The following is a 13,791-nucleotide window of genomic DNA, read 5'->3' as shown; positions in this document are numbered from 1 at the left end:
AACTTCTACGCCAAGGCTTCGGTTCAGTACCTCGATCCGGAAGACGCTGACGACTCCACGACGGGCTACTTCCGCCTGCAGCGTTCGTTCTAATCTGGTCTGACTTCGGTCGATCAGGAAAGCCCGGCTCTCGAGCCGGGCTTTTTGCTTTGTGCAGGGTAGTGTTTGAATCTCTCAGCTGTCGGAAGCGAGACGATCGCACGATCGCGGAGCCCGCCACGCCGCGGTGGCTGGCGACAGATCGCCTCAGGCATAGGCAAAGGCCCTGGTTACATTCACCGCCGGGACATTTCGTGCCATGACTTTCAGATCCTCGCGGACCATCTCCGTAACCAGCTGATCAAGGCTGGTCTCGTGTTTCCAGCCAAGCTTCGTATGCGCCTTCGTCGGATCACCGATCAGAAGGTCAACTTCAGTCGGGCGGAAATAAGCCGGATCAATTTCCACCACACACCGACCGGATGACTTGTCATACCCCTTTTCCTCAACCCCGGTCCCACGCCAATCAATCGGCATGCCCACCTTGGCAAAGGCCTTGTCGACAAAGGCACGGACCGAGTGCGTTTCACCGGTCGCAAGGACATAATCCTCCGGTTCGTCCTGCTGCAGCATCAGCCACATCCCGCGGACATATTCGCGCGCATGGCCCCAGTCGCGCTGCGCATCCAGATTGCCGAGATAGAGCCTCTCCTGCAGTCCAAGATGAATCGCAGCCGCCGCCCGGGTGATTTTACGGGTCACGAAGGTCTCGCCGCGGATCGGACTTTCATGATTGAACAAGATACCGTTCGAGGCGTGCATGCCATATGCCTCGCGATAATTGACCACGATCCAATAGGCGTAGAGCTTGGCCGCTGCGTAGGGTGATCGAGGGTAGAAAGGCGTCGTTTCGCTTTGCGGGACTTCCTGAACTTTGCCGTAGAGTTCCGAGGTGGACGCTTGATAGAAGCGTGTCTTCCTGCTCAGTCCCAGGAGGCGAATTGCTTCAAGCAGCCGAAGTGTGCCGGTTCCATCCGCGTTGGCCGTATATTCCGGCGTCTCGAAGGAGACTTGCACGTGGCTCTGTGCTGCGAGATTATAGATCTCATCCGGCTGCGTTTCCTGAACGACACGGATGAGGTTCGTTGAATCGGTCATATCGCCGAAATGCAAGATGAACCGGGGATTCTCGACATGCGGATCCTCGTATAGATGCTCGATGCGGCTGGTGTTGAAGGACGATGAGCGTCGCTTGAGGCCGTGAACAATATAGCCCTTCTCCAAGAGAAACTCGGCCAAATATGCACCGTCCTGACCTGTTATACCCGTAATCAGCGCAACCTTGTTTTTATTCTTCACTACGGTCTCCGTAATTTGTTTCGGCGGAATCAGGTGTGAATGCTGTCCAGGTTCAGGTGAATTCGTGGTATTTCCTCAATGATTTCACGAACAATTCTGAATCGCTGAAGTTATACATGGCGTGTTGTTTCGGATTGACGTTGTTTATGGCAACGCAAAGCTCTGCGTTGCGTGCAGTCCTCAGCTGATGTAAGCAAAATTCGACGGCGCGACGGCTGGTCTTACCCCATTTAACCACCACGAGCGTTCGTTCTGCTAATGCCGTCAGATGCATCGTATCAGCCGAGGCGAGCACGGGTGCGCTGTCGAAGATGACGACTTGGCCCAGCGAGGCGGCCATCGAGATGATGTCAGCCGCATCCGTCATGCGGGCGCGCCGATGGAGAGTGGCATTGCCGGCCGGAATGAAGTCGATGCCGCTCGGATGGTGATCGATGATGTCCCGGATTCCAGCCTGTCCACACAGGAATTCGTTCAATCCCTGCTGTAGCTCTGACTTGAAAAACGAGTCGAGATTTCCGTGTCTGAGGTCGCCATCAACAAGCAGCACCGGACTCCCGTTGGCGGCGAGATCGATTGCCAGTGATCTGGCGACAAGCGACTTGCCCTCTCCGCTGTGAGCCGACGTCACGACAATACTGTTAGGCAGCTTTCCGCCGTTGGACTGTTTAAGCGAAGTTATGACGGAGCGAATTGCTTCGTCAAACATCCCGTCTTGAATGTACCCAAAGAGCATAGATGGATCCCCCCGGTCCTTCCGTTTCAGGCGCGGGATGAATCCGGCCGGCGCAACGCGAGGCATTCCGGCCATCTGATCGAAGCTGCGGACCGAGTTATCCAGCATCTCGACCACGAAAGCGGCTGTTACCGCGATCGATATCGAAGCCAGGAGGGCGCCGACCAGATAGAAAAGTCGTCCGCGCCCCTGCGGCGCCAGCGGCACTGCTGCCGGTGACAGAACTTCCAGTTCCGCTCCCGGCAGCATGGCTTGCGCAGCCAAGCCGCGGCGCTGCTCCTCGAGCTTATCGAGCGCGGTCTGCTCCTTGTCAGCCATGCGCTGCAGTCGCGCCAGCTCCGTTTGCGCCAGGGCAGAGCGAGCGCGTTTCTCATGAGCAGCCGCCAAGGCCGACCGGACCGCGTCGCCTTCATGATCGAGCGCTGCAAGCTTGGAGCGGATGGATTGAAGGTATCGCTCGGCGGCAAGCTTGAGATCGCTGCGGGATTTGAGAATCTTCGCCCGCATATCGATCACGGCTTGGGCCGTGTTGCCATATGTCTCGAGAAGGCGTTCGAGATCTTGCTCCTGCGCACGAAGCTCCCGCTGCGTTGCGCCAATGTTGTCGGGAATAACCATATTCTGCAGGGCAAACGAGAGGTCGTCGGCCGCTTCCAGTGCAGCTATCGTTGATCTTGCTTCAGTGCGGCTTTGTTCGATTTTCGTTTGCCGCTCGCCCAGCTCCATTATCGACTTGATCTGTTCAACCTGATCATTGTCATTCGAAACGACGTCCATCGTTTTCTGATACGCGTCGGCGGCATCGCGTGCTGCTGCAGCGCGCTCCTTCTGTTCGGCGATACGCTGCAGAAGCCATTCTTCTGCCGCGTCCAGGCGCCCCCGCAGACCGTCCTTCCGCTCTTCGAGATAGATGCTGATGAGTCGGTTCGGGACCGAGGCCGCCAGTTGGGGGTCGCTCGCATCGAATCCGATCTGAATAACGTCACCCTGGCCATCGCGCCATACGCGCAATGCCTTGTAGTATTTCGGGATGATCGGCTCGATGCTGTTTTGTATCGGCCGGGATTGTTTTTCATTGTCAACCAGACCGCGCAGCATTCCTTGGATCCTGTCGATAAACGACCTCTCCCGCAGCGCCGGATTGAATTCGGCCCACTGATCGAGACGCACGTCGCGGATTACCCGCTCTGCAATGCTTCTCGAAAGAAGCCGTTCGGTCTCCGATGTGGCGTCCAGCGGATCGTTGCGGCCGGATTCCTCCGGGCCGAGTTTCGTCGCCAGAGGCGTGTGGATAATCAGCCGGGACTCGGCATGAAAACTCGGCTTCAATCCCGAAACCATCATTGCGGCGATCGCCATAAACAGCGTGATGATAGCCACGATCATCACCATCCTTCGCCGGATAAGACGCAAGCCCGAAGTGAGGTCAAAGTCGTCCGACCTGGTTTCTACCTGAAACCGGGGATCGTAGCGCATCGACGATAGCGAGGTGTTGCGGTCTGGCGGGATAGTTGAAATGGTCATCATTCACCAACCGACGTTTGAGGTTGCGCGGAGACGGCGTCATAGAGTTTTTCCAGCGATCGCATGTAGGCCTTCATACTGAACTGATTGAGATAATGAGCCCGGGCCTTGGCTGAGAGGCGGTTGCGGATTTCCGGATCGCTGACGAGTTTCGCCAGCGCCGCAGCCAGGGCATCCTGGTCTCCGACAGGCACGAAGACGCCCGTTTCACCGTCGGAGATGACTTCGCCATGCGCGCCGACGCGCGTGGTAACGACCGCAAGCCCGTGGGCGAGCCCTTCGACCACAGCCATTGCCAAGCCCTCGGCATGCGAAGGTAGGACCAGGATATCTGCCCGTGCACACAAAGCTTGCGCTTCGTCGGCGCCGAGCCAGCCCGGCATTTTCACTAGATCTGAAAGGCCCAAGGCTGCGGCTTGGCGTCGGTAGTCTTCCACAGGTCCGTCGCCGGCCAGCACGGCCCGCCACTGGAGCGCCTTCATAATCGGATGACTTAAGGCAAGCAGAAGCTCCCCAACGCCCTTGCGTTCGCTCAGTCGGCCGAGAAAGACGATCAAGGGCATCTTGCCGACGTGAACACTGCGCGCCCCGGGATCGGGAACACAATTACGGATGACGGCCACGCGGCGCTCGTCTACGCCCAGAAGCGTCGTTAGCGTCATGCGGTCGCGCTGTCCCAGCGCTACGACCTGGTCGGCATGTTGGAACATCCGGCGTATGAGCATTTGTTGCCGTGGCGAGCGTGCGGCAAAGTCACTCGCATAATCGTAATCGTGCAGGTGTAATATATGAGAGCACCCGAGGAAGCGGGCAGCCTCAGTAAGGATCAGTTTTCTTGCGGTGCTGCCGCGACCGGCGATATGGATATGGTGAATGCGTGTCGGAGCAATTATCCGATCCTTGGCCATCATCAGGATGGCGCCGAGCAGGCGCATCGGCGACGTAACCAGGGACCAGCGAGGCCCTCTGGTGTCGGTGACGAGGTGCTTTTCGCCAGCCTCCTTCGCCGTGCTTGATATATAGCCGACCAGCCTGCCAATTCCGCCGCCGTTCTCGCAACCACCCGGGACATAGTGGCGCACGGTTGCTGCGGCATTCCGCACCGCTATCCGATTCCCCTCCGTGAGCGTCGTCATTCGCATGCTCCGACCACCTCACGATAAACGGCCGCAGCCTGCGCCCCGACCTGTTCAGGCGAGTTAGGACCTCTGGCCCAGGCGAGCGCGCTGGTTCCGAAGCTGCTTCTCAGTTCGTTGTTATCTGCTAGTGTTCGGATGGCGCTGGCGAGCTGTTCGACGTCCCCTGGCCGAACCACCATTCCCAGTCCGTTCGGCAGAACGGTGGCGCGCAATTCGCCGACATCGGTCACGATGACCGGTTTGCCAAATGCCGCGGCAAGGTTGAGTACACCGCTCTGCGAGGCTTCCGTGTAGGGAAGAACAACGATATCGGCGTCCAGAAAAAGCTGGGCGACCTCCATATCCTCGATAAAGTGGTTGCGAATATCATAGCGGCCGGCTTCGCCCATAAGAGGTTGGAAGATCCAGGGATCATCGCCGCGGCCGGCGACCGTGATCCGCAGATTGGGGAGCTGGTCCTTCAGCATCGCCTCGGCACGGATCAGTTGCTCCAACCCCTTATAAGCAAAAATCCGCCCGAAAAGCAGGACGCGCAAGGTTCCATCTGCGTGGCGCCGCGTCATCTTGTGCTGTCGAGCAAGTTCCGCGTAGCGATGAATGGCCGGATGCGACAGGACATGGACGCACTCGGGCGATTTTGAATATCGCTCGAGAACCATTCGTTTCAGCCCCTCGCCATGGACGACGACATGGCCCGATTGCCGCACGATCAAGCGCGGAGCCCAGGCCGGCAGCGTTCGGGTGTCGGAATCGCCGGGATGCACGTCAACATCATGGACGGTCGTCACGAGCGGGATCGGCCGCCAGAATGGCGCAGCAAAGTTCAGCCAGAGCGTGGAATTGCTCAGAAGGTGAATGACATTCGGCCGCTCGTGCCGGATGAGACGCGTGAGTTGGTGTAGGAACCAGGGATTGGAGAGCGAGCGGTGCCGTGGCCAGTCCAAAAGGTGCAGATCGACCGCCGGGTCGAAAGAGGAGACAAGGTTGGCGTAGCGCCGACGCGGGACTGCGAGCACGACTTGCAGGTGTTGCGCCACACCACTGGCGAAGGAGATTGTGTAGTCTTCGAGTTCGGAAACCAGCATCAGCGCCTTCATCGTGCCGACTCCGACAAGCTAACCGCCTGACCGCGTCGAGGAAGGTCGCGGGCTGTCCGCAATGCCTCACGCATACGCCTCAGCAAGTTTGGTTCTCCGGCGAAAAAAAGACCTTCCGCGGCAAGTCTGAACCGGGTGCGTGCATCTGCGCCCTCCAGCCTGGCTGAGGCGACCCGATACGGAAAGTGATCGGTCAGACGCAGCCTTCCGGCTAAACCATGCGCGGAAAGAAACTGGTTCGTCGCGTCAACGACAGTACGCCAATGGGCCATCCGCTTTCGCAGCATGGCGGCGTCATCGACTGGCCGATACCAGTTATTGTTGTGAATCCGGTAGAATCCGAGTGAATCCGACAGGGCGACAACATCCCCCAGAAATGGGTAGAGGCCCGTGAGCCAGGCATCGGCGGAAATGCGGAACTGCTCGGGAATATCTCCAGCCGCATTCCAGGCGGTACGTCTTACTGCGATGGCTGATGTCATTGGGAAGGGCCACCAGCCAGCCGATCTCGCAAGCCGTGGCGATAAATCTCCCGAACACAGGGTCCGAGGGATTGGCTTGAAGGCTGTTGAGCCATCGGTCTGCGTTGGCTGAAGTCGGTGATAAACAAGCGATGCATGAGGATTCGACTGGAAAGCAGCGGCTGTTGCCGACAGCTTGCCCGGCGCCCACCAGTCATCGGCATCGAGAAAACAGAGGATGTCGCCACTGCTTTCCTTCACGGCGGCATTAATGGCGGCGGCCTGTCCCTGGTTCTCCTGGAAGAGCACCTTCACCTGCTTTTCATAACCTTCGAGAACCGAGCGCGACTGATCGCTCGAGCCGTCATCGACGACGATGATCTCGGCATCAGACGCTCTTTGGCGCAAGGCGCTGTCGATCGCCCGAGGAAGAAAACAACCATAGTTGTAGTTGTTGATGAGGACGCTGATCGTCGGTCGCTCCATGACACCCCCTCTCAAGCGCGTTGCTGCGCGACACATCGGTACGCCGGAGCTGCGAATGCTCGTTCGTTCGGCAACGCGAATTGATGGAAAGAAATGAGAGGCGGACAGGGATCATTCTGCGCGATCAGGCTTCCGCCCTGAGCTCGTAGGATCACCACCGCAACGCGTGACGCATCCGTTATAGTGCATACGAAACCAGGACCATGACGCAGAACCATAAGAATCCCAACCCTTCCAAGCGTCACCTGCCAACAGCCAGCTGCGCCAGAATTATTGCCTCGCTTCACCACCAACTGCAGCTCAGCGCGATCTTCGCGGTATGTTTTCATAGCCAAGCTACCGGCGATTGGTCACGGGTGACATCTGCTCTTATGGGCAATGCCGTTGGTCCAAGCACCAACTTTTGGGGGAGGGGTAGACCGTGAGCTTTAACCCAACCAACGTCCTTGGACGGTGGGTATGCGCGTTAGGCTTAGCTGCGCCTTCGTTTGCGTCAGTTGACTGGGGAGGTGGCGGGATGTTCGTTGGTAAGCAGCGCAGCTGTGAAAGGGGACCCATGTCTTTCCAAATTGCCGCGATCAAAAGCCTCTCATCTGTCCAGGCAAATCGGGACCGATAATGAGAGCCGATACGCTTAGAGCCGCGAATGGGCCGACCGTCAGTTGGCGAGCGATAGAGTGCTGGGGCGCGGGCTTCTGCCTTTTCCTTCAGACGGGCGCCCTTTTCCCGCTCATGCTGGCGGACGCCGACGGATCCCTTGGCGATCACGCCAGGTCTATATTGCGTCTGCTTTACCTACCCGTATACGGCTTTACATTGTTGATGCTGGTACGGAATTTTCCGCACTTTCTAACGGCGCTCAAGCGAAATTGGTTTGTCCCCCTGATAGTCGCCATGCCGTTTGTGTCCGTCTTCTGGTCGGTGGGCCCATCAACGACATTCAGGCGCGCCATCGGCCTGCTCTTTACGGTGCTTCTGGCTTACGTGCTGGCGATACGCTTCACACCACGGCAGTTACTTCTGCTGGCATTTGCCACCTTCGGAACATGCATCGTCCTCAGCCTGCTGGTCTTGGTGGCGTCGCCGGGTCTCGCTCGCATGCCGATGGACGGAGCCGTGCGTGGCATATTCATCCATAAGAACAGTCTCGGTTGGTATGCCGCGATGATGATACTGGTGTCGACGGCCGTTTTAATGGACGGTAGCCGGGGTTTGCGGCGAACCGCTTTGCTTTTCTTGATCGCGGCTGGGGCCTGTCTCATGGGCTCCGGATCGATGACCGCGATCATTGCGACGGTATCGGCCTATTCCTTGATCGGGTTTTATTCCCTGTTGCGGCGGATCGGTGGCATCAGCCGCATCGTCCTCATCCTGTTTTTTGTCCAAATGTTCATCGGGCTTCTCCTTTTGCTTCACCAATTCCTGGTTCCATTCCTGGAGGCGCTTGGCAAGGATGCCACTTTGACGGGCCGAGTGCCCTTGTGGGAACTGGTCGATGGTCAGATTGCCGATCATCTGCTGCTCGGCTTCGGCTACCAGGCCTTTTGGACAGAGGCGAACCCAGAGGCCTGGATTATCTGGTCGAAGATCCAATGGATGGCTCCCCACGCCCATAGCGGATTCCGCGATACACTGCTGAACTTCGGAATAAGCGGAATGATTTTGTTCACTCTGATGCTTCTACAGGCATTGCGCCAAGGGGCGATCCTCCAATGCCGGGACCCGCACTATTGCTGGCTCTGGCTGAATGTCTTCACAGTCGTCATTTTGGTGATGAACATGACCGAGACCATCTTCCTGATCCAGAATGACGCGATTTTCGTTCTGTTTATGTCGGGCATCATCATGTTCTCTCTATACGAGCCCGTTGTTTCAACGAGTCCCCGCCAGAAAATGCAGGCATCGGCGCGCAGAAAAACGGCGGAGCTACAGACTTGAGGCTGCATTTTGCACCGATCTTGAGTATTCTGTTTGCGACGCTCTTTCCGCAGCCGAGCAAGCTGGCCTCAGTGACTCCGGACGCAGATGCGCCCGATAAGCTGCAGACGGCGCTTAGGGAAGCGACTTGCGCGGAGGCGTCGCCGGCGACCTTTTCCGACAGGCTGAAGGGGACTTCACTGAGCAAAGAACCAACGGGCACATCTGCGGCCCGGGCGGTATTCTATGTTTCTCCTGATGGCGAGGACGGTTGGAGTGGGCGTCTTCCCAAACCCAATCCTCAGCATACCGACGGTCCTTTTGTCAGTATGGAGAGAGCTCAGGATGCTGCGCGTAAGAAGGGCGGCCAAAACACGATCGCGTTGGGAGGCGGCGACTATTATCTCTCTGAACCGATAGTCTTCGACGCGCGCGACGCGGGCTTGGTCATCACCGCGAGGTGCAACGAAGCGCCGGTTCTGCACGGCGGCCCGCTTGTACGCAATTGGACGGCACAGGCCGATGGCCGCTGGACGGCATCACTGAAGCTGCCGCCAGGCAGGGCCGTCGGCGACCTTTTCGTCAAGGGCGCGCTGCAGACGCAGGCACGCTTTCCCAACGCCCCGTTCGGTGGAGATCCGCGCAAAGGATGGCTTTTTGCGGCCAAGTGCACAGAGGATGACGACATATGGCATGGCAATACGCGCTTTTGCTTCCATGCCGGCGATCTTCCGATCTCGAAAAATACGGCGGGGCTTGTCGCCCATATTGTCGGTGGTTTTAGCCCCGGTAGCCAATGGGGCAGTGACACCCTCCCGGTAGTTGCAATCGACACCGCCAACCGGACCATCAACACCAGAGGCACTGCCTACTTCTTCACCGCGGAAGGCAGCCGCTATTTCCTGGCGGGGGCGGCGGCCCTGCTCGATGCTGCCGGCGAGTGGTGGTATGACCGCGCCAAGGAGCAACTCGTCTATATTCCGACCGATGGATTGTCAATCAGCTCAACGGCTGTGGCCGGCATCCTGCCGACATTCTTCAGGCTGGATGGAGCCGATGGAATGGTTATATCCGGGCTCCAGTTCAGGGATGGGGATCCCCGCGGCAGCGGCAAGTTCGGTACCGACACCAGGAGCTTCGGTGCCATACGGCTCGACCGGTCGGACGGCGTCCGGCTGCTCGGCAATTCCATCGACAATGTCGGTGTCGGCATCCACGTTTCCGAGAGCAAAGATGTCCTGATTGCCGGCAACGTGATTGCGGATGTGGCCGGCAACGGGATTTATGTCGGCACGACCTATGGCACCTTCCTCAAATCGCACGGTGCGGCCATCCTGTCGAACCACATCCATGACATCGGCAGGGTCTATTTCGAAACGGCCGGGATATGGTTCCAGGCTGCCGACAATGTCAGGATTGCTCATAATCTCATCGAAAACGCAGCCCAGTTCGGTATTGCCGGTGGCTCGCTATGGGGAGATCAGGACGCAGTTCATGACGCGATCATCGAACACAACGTGGTCCGCAACGCCAATCAGCAAACGGCAGACGGCGGCGCCATCAAGATGATGGGTGAACAGACCGACCCTTTGAACAGCAGCATTCGCTACAATCTCGTCACCGGAACAGGTCAGCTTATGAACAGGGTCGATGGGACATTCTGGCCCCCTGGATATGAAAATACCAGTGAATGGCCTTCTCCTATCAGTTGGGCGATCTATACCGACGGCAAGGCCAGTGGAGTGCGCATCGAAGGAAATACGCTTTCGGATAATATATCGGCGATCGGCATAAACGGCGGCTGGAGCAACCTGGTGACGGGGAACATCATTACCGGCGGATCTGGGGCTGCCTTTCGCGTCGATGACGGTACGGGCCGGGGGTGGCATCCGCCTTGGGCGGGCCCCAATCGCATCGAGGATAATATCGTGTCGGTCGACAGCGGCAATGGGTTGGCGGCATACATTTACGTGCCTGACCACAAGCTTGGATCGGTGCAATTTGCGCGTAACCGCTACAACGGCAATCTGAACGACAAGAGCTTCAGGATACACCCGGAGATCATGCCTTCGGGAGAGTTTGGCAGTCTAAGCGATCTTCAGAAGGCTGGGATCGACGTAGGCAGCGTAGCGTCGCGCTCCAATTGACAAGAACGGCAACGTGACGGGCTATATCGCTGCTGGCGGGAGTATTGCGCTCCACACGAAGCTCAGACCACTCGCCGCCGGTTGCTCGGCGCAATAGCGCCCCGATCGTGACGCGAAAATGACTACTGCCGGCAAGAGCTATGACGTCATGGCTTCGGCGAGCGTGCCCAGAGCGAAAATTCCAACGGATCCTGCGCCACGACGAATCCTGCGCCGACGCAGGTGCGCGCATCAAGTTCCCGGCGCGGAAGCCTGCTAGGGTTGGTTTGTCGGGCAGTTCCGACGGTTCGTCAGCCCAGTCATCTCGCCTGTTGGGTTAATCATCTCTCCCCACGCTTTATTCGCGCGCAGGTCCGCCCAGGCTTGGCGCGAGATTGACTATCTTCTGCGGCCTTGTGAAGGTCAAACCGCTCTTTCGGGGTCGCACTCATCAAAAAGAGCAACGCGGCAAGCCGTGGGGTACGCCGCCTTACTTCGAATATTGTAACTTATCTCGGCCCGAAGGCGTAGGAATATGAAGTGTCTTCTACGTCCAATAGTTGGAACTGAAAGTATGGAGACAATCGCTCTGCCGGCATATTCTGATGACAGTTTAAATCGCGAAAGCGTAGGTCATGGGAAAGCAACCGACAGACAGAAGCCAAACTTCAGTTCTTAAACAAAAGGACTCCCTGGAATGGACTAATGTTCTTGGTGTTCGCATTTCGGCAGTTAATCTTAAAAGCGCGACCGGTTTTATTCAAAAAGGGATTGAAGACGGCAGGAGGGAATATGTGTGTGTTCGCGACGCACACGGTGTCGTCCGATGTCAAGATGACCCAGAGCTCCGGTCGATACATAACCGGGCGTTCCTCGTGACCCCCGACGGCATGCCGTTGGTATGGGCGTTGAAGCGTGCTGGCCATGTGGACAGCGACAGGGTGTACGGACCTGATCTGATGTTGTCTGTTTTCGAGGCCGGCACATCGAAGGGAATACGCCACTTCCTTTATGGCGCAACGCCCGAGACGCTGCAGCACTTGCAGGCGCAGCTTCTCGCGAAATTCCCGGAAGCTGAGATAGCCGGCTCCTATGCACCGCCTTTTCATAAACTGTCACCGCAAGAGGAAGCCGATATTGCGGACCGGCTCAATCGATCCGGCGCCGATATCATCTGGGTGGGGCTGAGCAGTCCCAAGCAGGAACTCTGGATGGCGCGCATGCGTGACCGTCTGGATGCATCGATGCTTATCGGCGTCGGAGCTGCATTCGATTTTCACGCGGGCCTCAAGCGGCAAGCTCCAAGGTTCATTCAAAGAAGCGGCTTCGAATGGGCCTTTCGTCTTTTGTGCGAGCCGCGACGGCTGTGGCGGCGGTATGCCCTCGTCGTGCCGACCTTCATCTCACTGACAGCATTCCAGAGACTGGGGCTTCGGAAGTTTCCGATCGAAGACGAGGTTTTTGGATCGAGTGCGCCAAAAGCAACAGCCGTAAAGGTGTGAAGCGATCATGTCCCTATTTGCGCCGTCAGCAATCACGTCCGACCTACGGAAGACGAAACCTTTCGTGGCAAACCCCACACCGACCGCCGAATTCAGCAAGCGGGCAGAGCTGAAAATACCGGTTCCATTCAGGCGCAGGTTGCCTCGGCTCGCTACGTCGTCATTTCTGATGGCCGGCGACATCGCAAGCTACCTGATAGCCTATCTTCTTCTCCTGCCGTTCCTTTCGAACTCTTCGGAGAATATGGTGCTGGAGCGCGCTTTCGCCGTCGCAGCGCTGGCAGCGATCGTTCTTTATGCATCGAACGCGCTCTATCCCGGATATCGGCTTCACGACCACGAACATCTGCGCCGCCGCACGACAGCGTCCTTCAAGGTGGTGGTCATCGCAGCGCTTGGGGCGATCCTTCTGCCGGAAGGACTAGGAGTGCTGCTTCCAATCATCGCCTTCATGGGTCTCGGATTGGTTGTTCAACCTCTTATGCGTGGGGCCGCACGAGGACTGTCCTGGAGGCTTGGTATCTGGGGTGAGCGGGCAGTGATCGTCGGTGCCCGCAATCGCATCCCTGCGCTTGTGGCGTATTTCTCAGAGCATTGGCACTATGGCATTCGGCCGGAATCCTTTTCTCCCGACACTTCGGAAGTATCAGCCGACAACGGGCCATCGATTGCCTTGATCGCTGACGATACGGGCTCATTTATCGCGGAGTTGGCAACGATGCGTCGGCAGTTCGCCGAAGTCATCTTCCTCTCCGACACGCCGAACCTCAAGATAACCGGTTTGCGACCGGCGGACGTCGGCGGAGAGATCGGTGTTCGCTTGGCCGTCGGTGGGAGATCGGCAAGCTCGAACCTGGTTCGTCGAGTCCTCGATCTCGTGATCGCTATCCCGGCAGCGCTGGTGCTGATGCCCTGCATTCTGGTTGCCGCCGCCGCGATCTATGCCATCGATCCGGGTCCCGTCTTCTTCAGACACGCCAGGGAAGGCTTGTCCGGCAAGCCGGTGCGCGTCCTGAAACTGAGAACGATGTACAGAGATGCGGAACAACGCCTCGAAACATTGTTCCGGGACAATCCGGACATACAAGCCGAGTGGTCGAACCACTTCAAGCTTCGGCAGGATCCGCGCATTCTGCCAGTGATCGGGCATGTCCTTCGCTCATCGAGTTTCGACGAACTCCCGCAGCTGGTGAACATCATTGCAGGAGAGATGTCCTTCGTGGGACCGCGTCCCTTCCCGGAATATCACCTTTCGGCGATGGATAGCGAGTTTCGTGCCAAGCGGCGCTCGGTAACGCCGGGGCTGACGGGGCTTTGGCAGATATCCGAACGAAGCAACGCGGATATCGAACTGCAGCAGCAACTCGACGAGTTCTACATCGACAATCGATCCTTGTGGTTCGACTGGCACATCCTTCTCAGCACAATTCCTGCGGTCCTGAAAGGCAAGGGAGCCTGCTGACAT

General features: G+C 57.9%; 9 protein-coding genes. 4 read left to right on the top strand and 5 right to left on the bottom strand.

The genetic code is table 11. From position 1 onward, the window contains the following. Positions 1 to 246 precede the first annotated feature (246 nt). Genes gmd through FHT70_RS06685 form a run of 5 tightly spaced genes read right to left on the bottom strand, consistent with a single transcriptional unit; the run spans position 247 to position 6,781 of the window. On the bottom strand, positions 247 to 1,338 hold the full coding sequence (gene gmd / locus FHT70_RS06705; RefSeq protein ID WP_097601706.1) for a GDP-mannose 4,6-dehydratase: 1,092 nt from the start codon (positions 1,336 to 1,338) through the stop codon (positions 247 to 249). Between the two features lie 52 nt (positions 1,339 to 1,390). Continuing rightward, the gene (locus tag FHT70_RS06700) at positions 1,391 to 3,598 is read right to left on the bottom strand and encodes a polysaccharide biosynthesis tyrosine autokinase (protein WP_183699710.1); all 2,208 of its coding nucleotides are present in this window, start codon (positions 3,596 to 3,598) and stop codon (positions 1,391 to 1,393) included. Continuing rightward, positions 3,598 to 4,740: a glycosyltransferase family 4 protein gene (locus FHT70_RS06695; protein WP_183699696.1), complete on the bottom strand. Its 1,143-nt coding sequence runs from the start codon at positions 4,738 to 4,740 to the stop codon at positions 3,598 to 3,600. Before FHT70_RS06695 ends, FHT70_RS06700 begins: the two co-directional genes overlap by 1 nt. Then, positions 4,731 to 5,834: a glycosyltransferase family 4 protein gene (locus FHT70_RS06690; RefSeq protein WP_097601709.1), complete on the bottom strand. Its 1,104-nt coding sequence runs from the start codon at positions 5,832 to 5,834 to the stop codon at positions 4,731 to 4,733. Before FHT70_RS06690 ends, FHT70_RS06695 begins: the two co-directional genes overlap by 10 nt. Continuing rightward, positions 5,831 to 6,781, bottom strand: a complete 951-nt coding sequence (locus tag FHT70_RS06685) for a glycosyltransferase family 2 protein (protein WP_183699694.1) — start codon at positions 6,779 to 6,781, stop codon at positions 5,831 to 5,833. The genes FHT70_RS06690 and FHT70_RS06685 overlap by 4 nt, the downstream gene beginning before the upstream one ends. A gap of 618 nt (positions 6,782 to 7,399) precedes the next feature. Between FHT70_RS06685 and FHT70_RS06680 the strand changes: the two genes are divergently transcribed. The 4 genes from FHT70_RS06680 (at position 7,400) to FHT70_RS06665 (ending at position 13,788) form a co-directional block, all read left to right on the top strand. Then, positions 7,400 to 8,719: an O-antigen ligase family protein gene (locus FHT70_RS06680; RefSeq protein WP_183699692.1), complete on the top strand. Its 1,320-nt coding sequence runs from the start codon at positions 7,400 to 7,402 to the stop codon at positions 8,717 to 8,719. Beyond that, positions 8,716 to 10,845, top strand: a complete 2,130-nt coding sequence (locus FHT70_RS06675; protein WP_183699690.1) for a right-handed parallel beta-helix repeat-containing protein — start codon at positions 8,716 to 8,718, stop codon at positions 10,843 to 10,845. Before FHT70_RS06680 ends, FHT70_RS06675 begins: the two co-directional genes overlap by 4 nt. 614 nt (positions 10,846 to 11,459) lie before the next feature. Then, on the top strand, positions 11,460 to 12,326 hold the full coding sequence (locus FHT70_RS06670) for a WecB/TagA/CpsF family glycosyltransferase (RefSeq protein ID WP_183699688.1): 867 nt from the start codon (positions 11,460 to 11,462) through the stop codon (positions 12,324 to 12,326). A gap of 7 nt (positions 12,327 to 12,333) precedes the next feature. Further along, positions 12,334 to 13,788, top strand: coding sequence for a sugar transferase (locus FHT70_RS06665; protein WP_183699686.1), 1,455 nt, complete (start codon positions 12,334 to 12,336; stop codon positions 13,786 to 13,788). Positions 13,789 to 13,791: the final 3 nt, after the last annotated feature.

The organism is Rhizobium sp. BK049 (assembly GCF_014193135.1).
GTDB lineage: Bacteria > Pseudomonadota > Alphaproteobacteria > Rhizobiales > Rhizobiaceae > Rhizobium.
This window is presented reverse-complemented; position numbering and strand designations above follow the sequence as displayed.

What these genes read in the sequence shown, in the direction of transcription:
- FHT70_RS06700 (WP_183699710.1), bottom strand. Translation starts at nt 3,598, where the DNA reads ATGACCATTTCAACTATCCCGCCAGACCGCAACACCTCGCTATCGTCG.
- FHT70_RS06695 (WP_183699696.1), bottom strand. Translation starts at nt 4,740, where the DNA reads ATGCGAATGACGACGCTCACGGAGGGGAATCGGATAGCGGTGCGGAAT.
- FHT70_RS06690 (WP_097601709.1), bottom strand. Translation starts at nt 5,834, where the DNA reads ATGAAGGCGCTGATGCTGGTTTCCGAACTCGAAGACTACACAATCTCC.
- FHT70_RS06685 (WP_183699694.1), bottom strand. Translation starts at nt 6,781, where the DNA reads ATGGAGCGACCGACGATCAGCGTCCTCATCAACAACTACAACTATGGT.
- FHT70_RS06680 (WP_183699692.1), top strand. Translation starts at nt 7,400, where the DNA reads ATGAGAGCCGATACGCTTAGAGCCGCGAATGGGCCGACCGTCAGTTGG.
- FHT70_RS06670 (WP_183699688.1), top strand. Translation starts at nt 11,460, where the DNA reads ATGGGAAAGCAACCGACAGACAGAAGCCAAACTTCAGTTCTTAAACAA.
- FHT70_RS06665 (WP_183699686.1), top strand. Translation starts at nt 12,334, where the DNA reads ATGTCCCTATTTGCGCCGTCAGCAATCACGTCCGACCTACGGAAGACG.